The following is a 16,034-nucleotide window of genomic DNA, read 5'->3' on the forward strand; positions in this document are numbered from 1 at the left end:
GCGACGGCGCACCCGCCCGGCCCGGCCGCTGCCCCGGTCGACGGCAACTCGACCGGCCCGGCGCCGGCGTCCCGCTCAGGTGAGGTCGAACCGGTCCAGGTTCATGACCTTGACCCATGCCGCGACGAAGTCACGGACGAACTTTTCCTGCGCGTCGTGGCTGGCGTAGACCTCTGCGATGGCCCGGAGCTGGGAGTTCGAGCCGAAGACGAGGTCGACGGCGGTGGCGGTCCACCTGACCTCGCCGGTGCCGCGATCCCGACCCTCGTACACGTTCTCGGTCGAGGTGGAGGTCCTCCACTCGGTGTCGACGTCGAGCAGGTTCACGAAGAAGTCGGTGGTCAAGGTGCTGGGCCGGGCGGTGAGGACGCCGTGTCGTGCCTGCCCCGCGTTGGCGTCCAGCACCCGCATGCCGCCGAGCAGGACCGTCATCTCGGGGGCGGTCAGCGTCAACAGGTTGGCCCGGTCCAGCAGCAGGGTCTCCGGCGAGAGCTTCTGTCCGGCGCGCAGGTAGTTGCGGAACCCGTCCGCCCTCGGTTCGAGCGGAGCGAACGACGCCACGTCGGTCTCTGCCTGCGCGGCGTCCGTACGTCCCGGTGCGAACGGGACCGTCACGTCGTGCCCGGCGTGGCGGGCCGCCTGCTCGACGGCGGCGCAGCCGCCCAGGACGATCAGGTCGGCGAGCGAGACCCGCTTCCCACCCGACTGCGAGTTGTTGAACTCGTGCTGGATCCGCTCCAGCGCCGGGAGCACCGTGGCGAGTTCGCCCGCGTCGTTGACCTCCCAGCTCCGCTGTGGATCGAGGCGGATCCGGGCCCCGTTGGCCCCGCCCCGCATGTCGGTGCCGCGGAAGCTCGCCGCCGACGCCCACGCGGTCCGGACCAGCTGGGAGATGGAGAGGCCCGCGGCGAGGAGCTGGCCCTTGAGGGCGGCGACGTCCCCCTCCGTGATCAGCTCGTGATCGACGGCCGGGACCGGGTCCTGCCACAGTTGCGGCTGCGCCACCCATGGGCCGAGGTAACGCGAAACGGGCCCCATGTCGCGGTGCAGCAGCTTGTACCAGGCCCTGGCGAACGCCTCCGCGAGCTGGTCCGGGTTCGCCAGGAACCGCCGGGAAATCTGCTCGTACGTCGGGTCGGCGCGCAGCGCGAGGTCCGTCGTCGCCATCATCGGGGCATGCCGGCGGGTCCGGTCGTGGGCGTCGGGCACGGTGTCCGCCCCGGCCCCGTCCCTCGGCTTCCACTGCTTCGCGCCGGCCGGGCTCTCGGCGAGTTCCCACTCGTAGCCGAAGAGGGTCTCGAAGAAGCTGTTGTCCCAGGTGATCGGGGTGGGCGTCCACGCGCCCTCAAGCCCGCTGGTGATCGTGTCCCGGCCCTTGCCGGTGCCGAAGGTGTTGTGCCAGCCGAGGCCGCCGGCTTCGACCGGGCAGCCCTCCGGCTCGGGGCCGACGTACTCGGCCGAGGCGGCGCCGTGGGTCTTGCCGAAGGTGTGACCGCCGGCGATGAGCGCGACCGTCTCCTCGTCGTTCATCGCCATCCGGCGGAAGGTCTCCCGGATGTCCCGGGCGGAGGCGAGCGGGTCCGGGGTGCCGTTGGGCCCCTCCGGGTTCACGTAGATCAGCCCCATCTGCACGGCGCCGAGCGGGCCGGCGAGCTGCCGGTCGCCGCTGTAACGCTCGTCGCCGAGCCAGGTGTCCTCGGGTCCCCAGAAGATCTCCTCGGGCTCCCAGACGTCCTCGCGCCCGAAACCGAAGCCGAACGTGGTGAATCCCATCGACTCCAGGGCGCAGTTGCCGGCGAAGACCAGGAGGTCTGCCCAGGAGACCTGCCGCCCGTACTTCTGCTTGACCGGCCAGAGCAGTCGGCGGGCCTTGTCGAGGTTCGCGTTGTCGGGCCAGCTGTTGAGCGGGGCGAAGCGTTGCGCGCCGTCGCCGCCACCGCCGCGACCGTCCTCGATGCGGTACGTGCCGGCGGCGTGCCAGCTCATCCGGATGAAGAGCGGCCCGTAGTGGCCGTAGTCGGCCGGCCACCAGTCCTGCGAGGTGGTCATGACCTCGAAGATGTCCCGCTTCAACGCCTCGACGTCGAGGCTCTTGAATTCCTCCCGGTAGTCGAAGGCGTCGCCCATCGGGTTGGCCCGGGGAGAGTGCTGGTGGAGTACCTGCAGGTTCAGCTGACCCGGCCACCAGTCCTGGTTCGTCCTCGGCCGGCTCGGCTTCGGAGTGGGGGAGGGGATTACCGGGTTCTCGCTCTCGCTGCCGCGCTCAGACACGTCGCTTCTTCTCCTGTCGATCTCTCGTCCCGGCCGACTGGTTACCGAACGGTGCGCAGTATGCCCCAATTTCCGGTTGTATGTGGGAAGAGTCCGAACGGCACGCCGTGTGGGTCGGGCGGCCTGGAGGTGCCCGTTGCCGGCGGGAGTGTCTGTCCCGCGACCGGGAGCGTCCCTCGGTCGTCAGCGCGTGTGCGTCCTGCGGCCGGGAGTAGGGATCCGCCACCAACCCAACCCCCCCCGCCGCAACCGAAACATCGACCCCTGACTTCGGAACTACTCGTCTAGGCTTGCGCCGGTAGATCGGTGCTGTTCGAAGTGGACGGGGGTCGTGGTTGTGAGGGACAGTCCGCCGGTGGCCAGCGGTGGGCGGCAGAAACCCGTGGTGGACACCGGGGTGCCGCAGACCGCCCGGATCTGGAACTACCTGCTCGGCGGCAAGGACAACTTCGCCGCCGACCGTGCGGTCGGCGATCAGATCATCTCGACGCTGCCGCAGCTCGCGGAGAACGCCCGGCTCTCCCGGGCGTACCTCGTCCGGGCGGTGCGTCACCTCGCCGGTGAGGCGGGCGTGCGGCAGTTCCTCGACATCGGGACCGGCCTGCCCACCGCCGACAACACCCACGAGGTGGCCCAGGCGGTGGCCCCGGAGGCGCGCATCGTCTACGTCGACAACGATCCCCTGGTGCTGACGCACGCCCGGGCTCTGCTCGTCGGCACCCCCGAGGGTGCCACCGACTACATCGACGCGGACCTTCGTGACCCGGCCACGGTTCTCCGCGAGGCGTCGCGGACGTTGGACCTGGGCGAGCCGGTCGCACTCATCCTGATGGGCGTCCTCGGTCACATCGAGTCGGACGAGGAAGCGAAGTCGATCATCGACAGCATCATGGACCGGCTGCCGTCCGGGAGCTACCTGGCGATGTACGACGGCAGCGACACGAGCGAGGCGGTCACCGAGGCCGTGCGGATCTGGAACATCTCCGCCAACCCCAGATACCATCTGCGCAGTCCCGAGCGGATCGCCGGTCTGTTCCAGGGCCTGGAGCTGGTCGAACCGGGGGTCGTGTCGGTGACCCGTTGGCGACCGGAGGGCGGCTCGACCGCCCGGCCCGAGGAGATCGACCAGTACTGCGCCGTCGGGCGCAAGCCGTAACCGACGGGGTGTGCCGAACGGCGAGCGCCGCTCGCGTTCCGGCTGTCCGGTTGACAGGTACCGAGCCGAGCCAAACCGGCCACTGCCGCTTTCGGTGATCGGCGTCCTCACCCGGACCCTTTTTGGGATTGTCGGTGGTGCTGACATCGTGGGCGACGCGGAGGCACCGTGGGCAGGTCTGAGCACGAGCCGGAACCGGAGAAGGGAGGGCCGTCGACCTTCAGCCCGTCCGCCGAGTTGCCGCCGCTGTCCGCGCACGACCTCGGCGACCTGCGCCGGCTCGGGGAGCAGTGGCAGGTCAGTGCTGCCGTACGGGCGCTGCCGGTGGATCCCCAGGCGGACGGGTTCCGCTCGTCGGGTGGCGCGACCGGGGCCGCCGTGCTGTTCCGGCCGGACGGGGCCGGCCAGCTCACCGCCACCGCCGCCGCGGAACGGCGGGACACCCCCGAGGGGCGAGCCGCCGGCCGGCTGCGCCGGCTACTGCTCGGGCGGCCCCTGGCGAGCGCGTCGACGCTGCGCGAACGGATGCCGAAGCTCATCGCGTTGCCGGTGCTCGCCTCCGACCTGCTCTCCTCGGTGGCGTACGGGCCGGAAGCCATGCTGGCCGTGCTGGTCCTCGCCGGCAGCGGGGCACTGGGGCTGTCGCTGCCGATCGCGGCGGCCCTGGTCCTGCTGATGCTGGCCGTCGGCATCTCCTACCGGCAGACGGTCCACGCCTACCCGCACGGGGCGGGATCGTACCTGGTGGCCAGCGACAGCCTCGGCCCCCGCGCGGGGCTGACCGCCGCGGCCGGCCTCGTCCTCGACTACGTGCTCACGGTGGCGGTGTCGGTGAGTGCCGGCGTGGCCGCGATCACCTCGGCGCTGCCCTCCCTGGCCCCGTTCAGCGTGCCGATGGCGCTCGGCGTCATCGGCCTGCTGCTGACGGGCAACCTGCGGGGCATCCGGGTCGCCGGCAACCTCTTCGCCGCGCCGACCTACCTCTTCCTGGCCGCCATTGTCGGACTCATCGCCGTCGGGCTCGCGCACGCCGCGGCCCGTGGGTTCAGCGTGGTCGCGCCCCCGCCGACGGCCGCCGCCGAGGGGCTGGGCCTCCTGGTCGTCATGCGGGCCTTCGCCTCGGGCGCGACCTCGATGACCGGGATCGAGGCGGTCTCCAACGCCGTGCCGGTCTTCCGCCCGGTGGAGTGGCGCAACGCCCGGACGGTGCTCACCTGGATGGTCGGCATCCTGATCTTCCTCTTCACCGGCCTGACCCTGCTGTTCCATTTCAACGGCCTGGTGCCCCGGTCGGACGAGACGCTGCTGTCCCAGCTCGCCCACGTCACCTTCCCCCACGGTCCCTGGTACGCGATCATCCAGGCCACCACCGCCCTGGTGCTGCTCCTCGCGGCGAACACCGCCTTCAACGACCTGCCCCGCCTGCTGTACTTCATGGCCCGGGACAGCTACGTCCCCCGACGCTTCCTGCACATCGGCGACCGGTTGGCCCTGAGCAACGGGCTGATCCTGCTCGCGGTCGCCGCCGCGGTGATCCTCGTCGCGTTCGGCGGTCGCACCCACTCGTTGATTCCGCTGTACGCGGTCGGTGTCTTCCTCGCCTTCACGCTCTCCCAGACCGGCATGATCAATCACTGGCGGCGGCAACGGGGTCCCGGCTGGCGGCGACGCGCCGTCACGAACGGGGTCGGTGCCGCCCTGTCGGCCGTGGTGCTGCTGACCGCGGCGGTCACGAAGTTCGTCGAAGGCGCGTGGGTGGTCGTGCTCGCCGTGCCGGTGCTGATCTACCTCTGCCTCCGCGTGCGTCGGCACTACGACCGGGTGCGTCACGCCCTCAGCCTGCACCCCACGACCACCGGCGAGCCGGCCGGGGCGGGCACGATCGGGGAACGGACCCCCGCCGTCGTCCCGCAGCAGGTCCGGCACCTCTTCGTCGTCCCGGTGGCCCGACTCAACCAGGCGACGATGCGGACCCTCGCCTACGTCGGGTCACTCGGCCAACCGGCGCTGGCCCTCCACATCAGCCCCGAGGAGGGGGAGGCGGACCGGTTCCGCGCCCAGTGGGCCACCTGGGGCGATCACATCCCGCTCGAGACGATCCAGTCACCGCACCGCGTGATCATCCAGCCGCTGGCGGAGTATGTCAGCGCACTGCGGCTCAGCCGGCCCGACCTCACCTTCACCGTGGTCGTACCCGACGTGGTGGTCGACCATCCCTGGCAGCGGTTGCTGCACTACCGCACCGAACAGCGTCTGCGCCGGACCCTGCGCCGGCATCCCGGCATCATCGTCGCCAACGTGCCCACCCACCTGTGCCTCTGACCACGCCGGCGCCGGCCGGCATCCAGGTCGTACGCGCGGGCCGGGATCAGCCCGGCTCGGCCGCCTCGATCTGGATGCCGAGCGCCCCGGCCAGGGTGTACGACAGGGCGGCGAGGTCCTGCGGGGCGATGATCGCTCCCGCCATGCTGGTCACCCCGCCCACCCCGGCCAGGCCGCAGTTGGCGAACCGGGTGCCGGCCATCGTCGCCTGGGAGAACTGGGCTCCGGTCAGGTCGCAGTTGGTGAACCGGACGCCGGTCAGGTCCGCGTTCTGAAAGTCCGCCCGGGTCAGGTTGCAGCCGTCGAACAGCACGTTGGCGAAGTCGGTGAAGCGGAACGACGACAGGTCGAGCCGGCACTGCGACACCGTCACGTCCCGCAGCGCGCCGTTGATCCAGTGCACCCCGGTCATCCGCAGCGTCGCCAGCCGGACCCGGATCATGGACGACTTCTCCGCCCGCAGGTTCGCCAGGTTCGTACGCTCGACGAGGCAGTCGGCGAGGCTGGCCCCGTCGAGCTGCACGCCGCTGAGGTCCGAGCCCCGGAACCGGCACTGCGCGAACTCCACCCCGTCGGCCACCTGCCCGGCGAGATCAAGATCGTAGAAGCCCAGCCGCCGGAAGCTCGCCTCATCGGCGAGGCCGTGGTCCTCGCGGGTGGCCAGGTCCAGCGCGACCGGCGGCCGGGGCTTCACCGGCGCCCGCCACCGAGCGGCACCCGAACCACCACGGGACGATCGCGTAGCCATGTCCGCACGTTAGCGCGTGACGCGCAACGGTTGCCGGGTGCGCGCGGCGGTCGTGGGCGGGTCCTGCCCGCCGGATCGGGCTCGTCGGGGTGATGATGGCCGCATGGGGAAACCGAGTTACACGGTCGGGTTGGTGGTCCACCCGGTCAAGCCGGTTCTCGACTCGGTGCGGATCATCAGTCGGTTCGTCCACCGGCACGGTGGCACGCTGCTGGTGCGGGAGGCCGACGCGGCGCGGGTCGGGCCGGACATCGAGGCGGTGGCGGCCGACGCGTTCGTGGACCGGCTCGACGCCGTGGTGAGCCTGGGCGGCGACGGGACGATGCTCGGTGCCATGCGCCTGGTCGTCGGGCGGTCGACGCCGGTCCTCGGGGTCAACCACGGCAACGTCGGCTTCCTCGTCGAGGTCCCGCCGGAGGGGCTGGCGACGGCGTTGGACCGGCTGGTGGCCGGCGACTACACGCTGGAACCGCACAGCTGCTTCCAGGTCCGGCTGGACGGCGAGACGGTGACCGCCTTCAACGACGTGGTGATCGCGGCGGCCGAGGCGTTGCAGAGCGCCACGGTCGACCTGCTGGTCAACGGCGCCCGACACGGCTACTACCGCGGCGACGCCGTCATCGCCTGCACACCGACCGGCTCGACGGCCTACAACTACGCGGCCGGTGGGCCGGTGGTCTCACCGTCGGTGCCGTCGATCACCCTGACCCCGGTCGCGCCCATGTCCGGCATCAACCGCTCGGTGGTGCTCGGTGGCGGCGACGCCGTGGAGTTCCACAATCCGTCGGACCGGGTGTCGCTGCGGTTCATGGCCGACGGGACGCCGGTCGGCCTGATCGGGCCGGGCGACGGGCTGACCTTGCGGCTCATCGAGGACGCGGTCAACGTCGTACGGTTCGAGCCGACACTCCACGAGCAGCGTCAACGGGTCAAGCTGAGCCTGCTCGACCTGCCCCTGCGCCCCGACCAACTGCTTGAGCTGATACCGCCGCAACTGCGGGAGCGGGCCGAGCAGCTGCGGGCCGAGCGGCTCATGGCCGAGCGGCTCGTGGTCCCGCCGGGAGGTGCCAACCCACCGACGACCGCCTCCTGACGCTCGACGTCGCGTCGGTCCCGCAGGCATCCACGGCTATCCGCCGGAAGATGTTGCTCTGCGCCGACCTGCTGACCACGGCCCGGGAGCACGCGGCCCGTCCGGCGCTCGGTCGCTTCGGATTGGACGAAGCGGAGCCCGGCCGAACGGCCGCCGTGCCGCACCTGAAAGGGCCGAAGAGTAACAACAACCTCGTGACAAAGTCGTGTGGAGGGTTGTGGGGCTGGGCGTATGCCGCCATATTGCTCTGATCAACTTCCCACTGATGCCGATTCCACCCGCCCGGCGGCGGCCCCATCGGTGATTGGAGACCGCGTGTCCAGACGGATTTCCAGCGGCCCGACCGCGCCGGCATCTGGCCGCTGCCCGGCGCGGGCGACAAAGCGCGGGTGGTGAGGGTGGTGAGGACGGACGGGAGCCGGGGCGGCACCATTCGAGGCCGGCTCGTCGGCATCATCGCCCTACCCGTGCTGGCCGTCCTGCTGCTGCTCGGCTATGTGACGGTCATCGAGGTCTCCGGCTACCGGGCCGCCAGGACCGCCAGCGAGGCGGTGTCGGTCGCCCTGGCGGTGCGGGATCTGACCCAGGAGTTGCAGACCGAGCGTGGTCTCACCGCCGGTCTGCTCGGCGGTAACGTCGGGTTCCGCGCCGAGATGGGCCCGGCCCGCGAGCGGGTGGACCAGCGGCGGCAGGCGGTGGAGGCGGCGATCGCCGGCGGCGGGCCGGTGTCCACCCGGATCGACGCGGCCCTGCGGGAACTCGACGGGCTCGCCGTGGTGCGCTCCGCCGCCGACAGTGGCAGTGCGGGGCGGGCCGCGGCCTTCGAGTTCTTCACCGAGCGCATCGCCGCGTTGAACCGCGTCGACTTCGGCCTCGACCAGGTCGCCGATCCGGAGCTGCGCCGGCATGTGGCCACTCTCGACGCGCTGAGCCGGATCGAGGAGAGCACCGCCCAGCAGCGGGCCTTCCTCAACGGGGTGTTCTCCGCCGGTGGCTTCGCCCAGGGCGAGTTCCTCCAGTTCGCCGCGATGCGCGCGGCCCGCGAGGCGGCCCTGGCCGACTTCGCCGAGCAGGCCACCGCCAGCCAGAAGGCCGCCAACGACTGGGTGCTGGACACCGGGGCCGCCCGGGTGGCCGCCTACTTCGAACAGGTCGCCCTGGCCTCCGCCGACGGCCGGCGGGTCCAGGTCAACCCGCAGTCCTGGTGGTCGGCCCTGACCACCGTGCTGGACGGCATGCGCCAGATGCAGCAGCACGTCGGCGCGGAGATCGAGGCGCGGGCCGCGGAGCGCCAGTCCGACTCCACCCGGCGCATCCTCCTCGTCGCCGTACTGGTGGGACTCTTCCTCTCCGGTGCGGTGGGGCTGCTGGTGATCGCCTCCCGGTCGATCACCCGCCCGCTGGCGATGCTCGCCGCCGAGGCCCACGAACTCGCGACCAACCGGCTTCCCGCCGCCGTGCGCCGGCTTCAGGACGGGGCAGAGGGGAGCAGCCCCGAGGCGCCCGCCCCGGTTCAGGTCCCGGACCGCTCCAGCGTGGAGGTCCGGTCGGTGGCCGGCGCGCTCGACCAGGTGCAGGCGGTGGCCTTCCGCCTCGCCACCGAGCAGGCCCTGCTGCGCCGCAGCACCACGGAGTCCCTGGCCAACCTCGGGCGGCGCAACCAGAACCTGCTGCGGCGTCAACTCGGGTTCATCACCAGACTCGAACGGGAGGAGACCGACCCGACCGGGCTGGCCAACCTCTTCGAGCTGGACCACCTCGCCACCCGCATGCGCCGCAACGCGGAGAGCCTGCTGGTGCTGGTGGGCGCCGGCGGACCCCGGCAGTGGACGAACCCGCTGGCTCTCGCCGACGTGATCCGGGCGGCCATCTCCGAGGTCGAGGAGTACCGCCGGGTGCACCTGCGTCGCATCGACGAGGCCTGGGTGGTCGGCGCCAACGTGAGCGCCGTGGCCCACATGCTCGCCGAGCTGGTCGAGAACGGGTTGACGTTCTCGCCACCCGACTCCGACGTGGAGATCCAGGGCCGACGTACCACCGACGGGTACCTCATCGCCATCACCGACCAGGGCATCGGCATGTCCCCCGAGGAGCTGGCGCAGGCCAACGCGCGACTGCGCGGCGAGGTCGACTTCGTCTCGGCGCCGACCCGCTACCTCGGACACCACGTGGTGGGTCAGCTCGCCCGGGAACTGGGCATCGACGTCCAACTGGCGCCCTCCCCGGTCACCGGGATCACCGCCCGGGTGGTCCTGCCCTCCACCGTGCTCACCAGCGCGAACGCGACCGCGTCGGACGAGGGCCCGGCGATCGGCGCGGCCCCGCCGATCGCCATCGGCGCGGCTCCCACCCGGGGCGCGGCGGAGGCCGTGGAGGCGACCCCGGCCGGCCTGCCGCGGGAGATCGGCGCCCGTCCGGCGCCGGTCATCGGGCGAGCCAGCGCCGGCCCGCTCGGCGACGCCGGCGTACCCGCGGTCACCCGGCCGTTGGGGGCCGGCGGTTTCCCGACGGCCGGCGTCTCGGGCGCCGTCCCGGCCCCGCCGGTCGCCGGCCGGCCCACCACCATCCCCGGCGAGCTGGCCGGCACCGCTGCGGTGGAGGACCGGACCACCAACGGGCTGCGCAAGCGCCTGCCCCGGGACCGCCGGCCGGCCCCGGCCCCGCCGGTAGCGGCCTCGCCCGTACCTGACCAGCGCCCGGCGGCGCTCGACGACTCGCCCGCGGACATCCGGAACCGGTTGACCGCGCTGCGCGCCGGGACGCTGCGCGGCCAGGTCGAACAGTCGACACCGGTGACCGCGTCGGGTGACGATGCCGGGACCGAGCCTTGGAGGACACGTGACGGTTGATACCCATACCGATCCACACCAGTTGAACTGGCTGCTGGCGAACTTCGTCCGGCAGACCGACGGGGTACGGGACTCCGTCGCCGTCTCCTCCGACGGCCTGCTGATAGCGGTCTCGGCGGGCCTGGACCGGGGAGCCGGGGACCAACTGGCCGCGATCGTGTCCAGCATGGCCAGTCTGGCCCGTACCGCCTCCCGGAAGTACGACTTCGACGGGCTGAAGCTCATCATGATCGAGATGAAGCGGGGCTTCCTGCTGGTGTCGGCGATCAGTGACGGCAGCTGCCTGGGGGTGCTCGCCGAGGGCGACTGTGACCTGGGCCTGGTCGGGTACGAGATCTCCCTGCTCGCCGAGCGGTTCGGCACGATGCTGACCCCGGCGCTGATCTCCGAGTCGAGACGGGTGCTGCCGCGGTGAGCGACAGTGGACCCCGGCTTCCCGACCCGCGGATGATCCCGTACTGGACGCCGGCTCCGCCGCCGTCCGGCGCCGCACCGGAGCCACCGCCGGGGCCCGCAGAGGAGCCCGCGGACGAGGCCGCGGTACGTCCGTTCCTGCTCACCGGCGGGCGTACCCGGCCGGTGCAGGACGGGCTGCGGGTGGAGACCCTGCTCTCCGCCCAACCGGCGGCGCTCTCCGCGCCGCTACGCTTCGAGGCCCGCAGGATCGTCGAGCTGTGTCAGCGACCCACCACCGTGGCGGACCTCGCGGTGGCGTTGCGGGTGCCGCTCGGTGTCACCCGGGTACTCGTCGCCGACCTGCTCAGTGAGGGTTATCTGCGCCGCCAGGAACAGGGTGAGCTCTCCATCGCCATGATCGAGAGGATCAGGGACCGTGTCCGCGCTCTCTAGCCAGTCGCCCACGCCCACCGCGGTGAAGATCGTGGTCAGCGGAGGGTTCGGGGTCGGCAAGACCACCTTCGTCGGGGCCGTGTCGGAGATCGAACCCCTGGTCACCGAGGCCGACCTGACCGAGGTCTCGGTGGGCGTCGACGACACCACCGGCATCGCCGGGAAGACCACCACCACGGTCGCCCTGGACTTCGGCCGGATCAGCCTCGACGAGTCGCTGCTGATGTACCTGTTCGGCACGCCCGGGCAGGACCGCTTCGCCTTCCTCTGGGACGACCTCGTGGACGGCGCCCTGGGCGCGGTCATCCTGGTCGACACCCGGCGCATCGAGGACTGCTTCCCGGCCATCGACTACTTCGAGGACCACCACATCCCGTTCCTGCTGGCCATCAACAACTTCGACGCGACCCGCCGGTTCGAGCTCGCCGAGGTGCGCGAGGCCCTCGGGGTCGACGACAAGGTGGTGCTGGTGGAGTGCGACGCGCGCCAGCGGCAGTCGGTCAAGCAGGTGCTGGTCGCGCTCACCGAGGTGGTCCTGGCGCAACACCTCGCCCGGACCTCCGTCCGCCGGTGACGCGCCACCCGCGGCGCAACGACAGCAAGGAGACAGCAGCGATGCAGATATCAGGCTGGATCAGGGCGGCGGCCGTCGCCGGCTCGGCCGTACTGGCGCTGGCCGGCTGCGCGGCCGACTTCCAGCCCCGGGTCCCGGCGCCGGGCCCGCCGGAGAGGACGGCGTGCGGCACGCTGACGATCGCCGTCCTGCCCTGGGTCGGCTACGAGGCGAACGTCGCCGTGGTGAGCTACCTGGCCAAGAACCGGCTCAACTGCACGGTGGTGGAGAAGGACCTCACGGCGGAGGGAGCCTGGGAGGAGCTCGCCGCCGGCGATGTCGACGTCATCCTGGAAAACTGGGGCCGCGAGAGCCTCAAGAAGCGGTACATCGACGAGGAGCGGGCCGCCGTCGAGCACGGCATGACCGGCAACCGGGGAGTCGTCGGCTGGTACGTCGCACCGTGGATGGTCGAGCAGTACCCCGGGATCACCAACTGGAAGAACCTCAACGACTACGCGCACCTGTTCCGTACCCCCACCTCGGGCGGCAAGGGTGTGCTGCTCGGTGGCGACCCCTCCTACGAGACCAACGACCGGGCGTTGATCCGTAACCTGAAGCTGGACTTCACCGTCAGCATGACGGGCAGCGAGGAGAAGCTGATCGAGGCGTTCCGGGAGGCGGAGCGGAATCGCCAACCCGCGATCGGCTACTTCTACGCGCCACAGTGGTTCCTGGCCGAGGTCGACCTGGTCCACATCAAGCTGCCCGCGTACACCCCCGGGTGTGACGCCGACCCGGCGAAGGTGGCCTGCGACTACCAGCCGTACGACCTCGACAAGATCGCCAACCGGGAGTTCGCCGAGTCGGGCAACCCGGCCGCCGAGATGATCAAGAATTTCCAGTGGACCAACGCCGACCAGAACGAGGTGGCCCGCTACCTCACGGTGGACAAGCTCTCCCGGGACCAGGCGGCCAAGAAGTGGCTGGACGCCCACCCGGAGGTCTGGCAGGCCTGGCTGCCCGCCGACTGAGCCGGAATCCGCCACCGCCAGCATCTGGCCGATCTGCAGATCGGCCAGATGGCGCTATCTCGGCAGGCTGGCTCGCGCCTGGGCGACGAGGCGATCGCTGAGCACGGTGACCCGGGGCAGATGGCTGCTGGCTTACCAATCGGCCTTGTGCTTGCGGAGCAGTTGTTCAGAGTCTGCGTGCCAGGTGAGGGCGGGCTTGCCGGTGGCCGCGCGGAGGACGCGATCGCGTCGTCGATCCAGTCCAGGTCGTCTGCGGGGCGGCGTCGGCTTCGCCGGTGTGGACGTCCCAGTACCCGCGCATGGCTTTCTCTACCTCGTCCACGCCGAGGTTGACCTCGCCTCGGCCAGGTCCGCCCGCCCCGCAGCAGCGCCCTGCTCAACACCCTCGCCCAGGAGCTACGCCGCCGCCAACGCCACCACGCTGTCGCCGAACTCCTGCCCGACCTGGAGAACGCCCTCGTGCGCCAGCCAACCTGACACTACGGTCGAGCAATGAGCCGCCGCGGCATCGACGCCCTCGTCATCGGCGCGGGCGTATCCGGTCTCACCACCGCCATCTGTCTCGCCGAAGCCGGCCTCCGCGTCACCATCTGGACCGCCGAGCCACCACAGCAGACGACCTCGTACGCTGCCGGCGCGATGTGGGGGCCGTACCTCGTCGAACCCATCGACCGGGTACGTCTCTGGAGCGTCCAGACCCTGGATGTGCTGCGGCAACTCGCTGCCGACCCGCAGACCGGCGTGCGGCTCGTCTCCGGCATCGAAGCCTCCCGCGAGCCCGTCGAACCGCCCGAGTGGGGCAGCCAGCTCGACGGATTCCGCCTGTGCGAGGCGGATGAGCTACCGAATGGTTTCGTCACCGGGTGGCGCTACACCGCGCCGATCGTCGACATGCCTACCTACCTCGGCTACCTCGACCAACGGTTCGCTGCCGGCGGTGGCCGGATCGAGATCCGACGCGTCGGCTCGCTCGATCAGGCTGCCGGCGTCGCACCGGTTGTCGTCAACTGCGCTGGCCTCGGGGCCCGGGAACTCGTGCCGGATCCCATGCTGACCCCGATCCGTGGGCAACTCGTCGTTGTCGAGAACCCCGGCATCACCGAGTTCTTCTCCGAAGACACCGGCCTGTCTCCAGACCTGCTGCACTTCTATCCGCAAGGCAAGACCGTCATCCTCGGCGGCACCGCTGAGCCTGGCAACTGGAGGCAAGAGCCGGATCCGCACATTGCTGCCGCAATCATCGACCGCTGTGCCGAGTTGGAGCCGCTCTTTCGAGACGCCCGAGTCATCGAGCACCGCGTCGGCCTCCGCCCTGCACGGCCGTGCGTTCGCATGGAAAAAGAGCAGCTCGACGGCGTTACGCTGATCCACAACTACGGCCATGGCGGTGCCGGAGTCACCCTTTCCTGGGGCTGCGGAAAGCACGTGACGGGACTCGCTTGTTGACGGACGCTCGGCTTCGAGCGGATCGCTCGTCAGTGCCGGCAAACGGCGCGAACCGGTGCCGGTTCGGCAGCCCTACCAGTAGCCTAGGATGCTTTAGGGGAGGTGTGCCTGCTCACTTCGGCCGAGCCACCGGCGGGGTGGCGATCTGAGTAGCCGGAGGAGCGCCGCGCCAACCAGATAGGCGGCCAGCGCGCCGGGCGGGAGGCCCAGTGGCTCCGGCGCGGACATCCGTACCATGCTGTTGATCAGGAGGCCGGCCACCAGACCCGCGTACCCGGCGATGGTCAGGGCCGTGCGCAGTGCCGGCGCGGGCCACGCGGCGGCCTGGTCGCGTTGCCGGCCGGTACTCGGATGGCCGCTGCGGGCCTCGATCCGCCCGAAGATCGCGACCAGGACGGTCAGGATCACCGCCAGCGCGACCAGCCAGGGCACCCGCCACGCCCACCACGTGCCGGTGCCGACCGACGCGGGCGGCAGCCAGTGCACGGTGTTCAGGACGCCGACGAGCACCACCACCGCGCTGAGGTGCCAGAGGAAGACGGTGAGGACGACGGCGTTCACCGCGATCACCGCGTGCCAGGGGCGGGGGCGGCGGAGCAGCCGCTCGGCGGGCCCACGGAACAGCAGGATGAGCCCGAGCTGCGTGGCGGCCAGGGCGAGCAGCGCCAGGCTCGGCGGCGACGAGTTGTCCAGCCGCTCGCCCGGAACGGTGATCATGCTGATCGGGTAGGGGCCGGCGACGGTGAGCAGCAGCAGTGCGCCGAGGCCCACCAGGAGCAGGAGCAGCGCGGTCGGCCGTCCGGTCGGCAACCGGTGGGCGAGCAGCGAGCGCCGCTGTTCCGGCCCGCCGGCCGAGCTGCCGTTCTTGCCGGCCGCGTACGAGTCGTACCAGGCGAAACCGAGCTGGTGGATGGCGAGCCAGCCGAAGAGGAAGTTTCCTCCGGAGAGCGGGCCGTGGCCGAGCAGCCGACCGACGTCGCCGACGGCCACGAGCAGCAGCAGGGTCAGGGGCACGACGAAGCCGAGGCGTCGGTGGAGCCGATACATGACGGGGGTGAGCGCCACCACGGCGATGTAGGCGCTGAGGAACCAGAGCGGGATGGTGGCGAACCCCACCACGGTCCGGATCTCGGCCGAGTTCCCGCCGAGCAGCCGTCCCAGCAGGCTGCCTGCGGCGAGGATGAGCAGCAGGACGGTGGTGGGGCGGACCAACCGTCCACTGCGATCCAGCAGCCACTGCGTGGCGGTGACCCCACGCGCCCGGCTGCTGGCCAGCGAGGCGGCGTTGGCGAAGCCGCCGACCAGGAAGAACACCGGGATCACCTGGAACAGCCAGGTGACGGGACGCGCCCACACCAGGTCGGACAGGGCCGAGAAGCCGGTCAGGCCACCGGCCGGGTCGCGGGTGACGACGGTGACCGTCCAGTGGCCGAGCACCACGAGACTGATGGCCAACGCCCGCAGGAAGTCGACGTACCGCTCCCGCTCGGCCGGGGTCCGGCTGGCCAACATCCGTACCCGGCGCATGCGGTCAGACTATTTTCCGGCGAGGTGGGGTGACGGCGTCACCGAAGAATCCGAACCGGCCGGGACCGGGCCCGGTCCCGGGGTCACCCGTACAGCTGAATTCCCGCCGGTGCGCTGGTGCGGCGGGGCGACTCCGCCGGGCCGGGCGACGATGAACCGATGTGGCAGGCACCGCGCGGCCGGGTG

Annotated in this window: 12 protein-coding genes; 9 read left to right on the forward strand and 3 right to left on the reverse strand. The window is 71.2% G+C overall.

The window, feature by feature from the left end:
- Positions 1-75: 75 nt before the first annotated feature.
- A complete protein-coding gene (katG, locus tag ACQPYA_RS14995) occupies positions 76-2,271 on the reverse strand; it encodes a catalase/peroxidase HPI (protein ID WP_433533207.1) in 2,196 nt (731 codons plus the stop codon).
- A 337-nt stretch (positions 2,272-2,608) separates the two neighbouring features.
- On the opposite strand from katG, the gene ACQPYA_RS15000 reads away from it, so the two are divergent.
- A complete protein-coding gene (locus tag ACQPYA_RS15000) occupies positions 2,609-3,427 on the forward strand; it encodes an SAM-dependent methyltransferase (protein ID WP_433533208.1) in 819 nt (272 codons plus the stop codon).
- A gap of 168 nt (positions 3,428-3,595) precedes the next feature.
- Entirely contained in the window at positions 3,596-5,749 is a 2,154-nt protein-coding gene (locus ACQPYA_RS15005; RefSeq protein WP_433533209.1) for an APC family permease, read from the forward strand.
- A gap of 46 nt (positions 5,750-5,795) precedes the next feature.
- Here the strand turns inward: ACQPYA_RS15005 and ACQPYA_RS15010 are convergent, their stop codons facing one another.
- The gene (locus tag ACQPYA_RS15010; RefSeq protein ID WP_433533210.1) at positions 5,796-6,497 is read right to left on the reverse strand and encodes a pentapeptide repeat-containing protein; all 702 of its coding nucleotides are present in this window, start codon (positions 6,495-6,497) and stop codon (positions 5,796-5,798) included.
- A 103-nt stretch (positions 6,498-6,600) separates the two neighbouring features.
- Here ACQPYA_RS15010 and ACQPYA_RS15015 point away from each other — a divergent pair, with 103 nt between their 5' ends.
- From ACQPYA_RS15015 to ACQPYA_RS15045, 7 genes are all read left to right on the forward strand, one after another.
- The gene (locus ACQPYA_RS15015; protein ID WP_433533211.1) at positions 6,601-7,590 is read left to right on the forward strand and encodes an NAD(+)/NADH kinase; all 990 of its coding nucleotides are present in this window, start codon (positions 6,601-6,603) and stop codon (positions 7,588-7,590) included.
- A gap of 401 nt (positions 7,591-7,991) precedes the next feature.
- On the forward strand, positions 7,992-10,439 hold the full coding sequence (locus tag ACQPYA_RS15020; protein WP_433533212.1) for a sensor histidine kinase: 2,448 nt from the start codon (positions 7,992-7,994) through the stop codon (positions 10,437-10,439).
- On the forward strand, positions 10,429-10,854 hold the full coding sequence (locus tag ACQPYA_RS15025) for a roadblock/LC7 domain-containing protein (RefSeq protein ID WP_433533213.1): 426 nt from the start codon (positions 10,429-10,431) through the stop codon (positions 10,852-10,854). Before ACQPYA_RS15020 ends, ACQPYA_RS15025 begins: the two co-directional genes overlap by 11 nt.
- The gene (locus ACQPYA_RS15030; RefSeq protein WP_433533214.1) at positions 10,851-11,288 is read left to right on the forward strand and encodes a DUF742 domain-containing protein; all 438 of its coding nucleotides are present in this window, start codon (positions 10,851-10,853) and stop codon (positions 11,286-11,288) included. The genes ACQPYA_RS15025 and ACQPYA_RS15030 overlap by 4 nt, the downstream gene beginning before the upstream one ends.
- Positions 11,272-11,862: a GTP-binding protein gene (locus ACQPYA_RS15035; protein ID WP_433533215.1), complete on the forward strand. Its 591-nt coding sequence runs from the start codon at positions 11,272-11,274 to the stop codon at positions 11,860-11,862. Before ACQPYA_RS15030 ends, ACQPYA_RS15035 begins: the two co-directional genes overlap by 17 nt.
- A gap of 41 nt (positions 11,863-11,903) precedes the next feature.
- A complete protein-coding gene (locus ACQPYA_RS15040; RefSeq protein WP_433533216.1) occupies positions 11,904-12,875 on the forward strand; it encodes an ABC transporter substrate-binding protein in 972 nt (323 codons plus the stop codon).
- Between the two features lie 492 nt (positions 12,876-13,367).
- A complete protein-coding gene (locus ACQPYA_RS15045) occupies positions 13,368-14,321 on the forward strand; it encodes an FAD-dependent oxidoreductase (protein WP_433533217.1) in 954 nt (317 codons plus the stop codon).
- Positions 14,322-14,414: 93 nt separating this feature from the next.
- Here ACQPYA_RS15045 and ACQPYA_RS15050 read toward each other — a convergent pair whose 3' ends face one another.
- The gene (locus ACQPYA_RS15050) at positions 14,415-15,848 is read right to left on the reverse strand and encodes an acyltransferase family protein (RefSeq protein ID WP_433533218.1); all 1,434 of its coding nucleotides are present in this window, start codon (positions 15,846-15,848) and stop codon (positions 14,415-14,417) included.
- Between the last annotated feature and the right edge of the window lie 186 nt (positions 15,849-16,034).

This window comes from Micromonospora sp. CA-263727 (genome assembly GCF_050942455.1).
GTDB lineage: Bacteria > Actinomycetota > Actinomycetes > Mycobacteriales > Micromonosporaceae > Micromonospora.

Coding starts and splice junctions, on each gene's coding strand:
- ACQPYA_RS15045 (WP_433533217.1), top strand. CDS start 13,368: ATGAGCCGCCGCGGCATCGACGCCCTCGTCATCGGCGCGGGCGTATCC.
- ACQPYA_RS15015 (WP_433533211.1), top strand. CDS start 6,601: ATGGGGAAACCGAGTTACACGGTCGGGTTGGTGGTCCACCCGGTCAAG.
- ACQPYA_RS15050 (WP_433533218.1), bottom strand. CDS start 15,848: ATGCGCCGGGTACGGATGTTGGCCAGCCGGACCCCGGCCGAGCGGGAG.
- ACQPYA_RS15040 (WP_433533216.1), top strand. CDS start 11,904: ATGCAGATATCAGGCTGGATCAGGGCGGCGGCCGTCGCCGGCTCGGCC.
- ACQPYA_RS15010 (WP_433533210.1), bottom strand. CDS start 6,497: ATGGCTACGCGATCGTCCCGTGGTGGTTCGGGTGCCGCTCGGTGGCGG.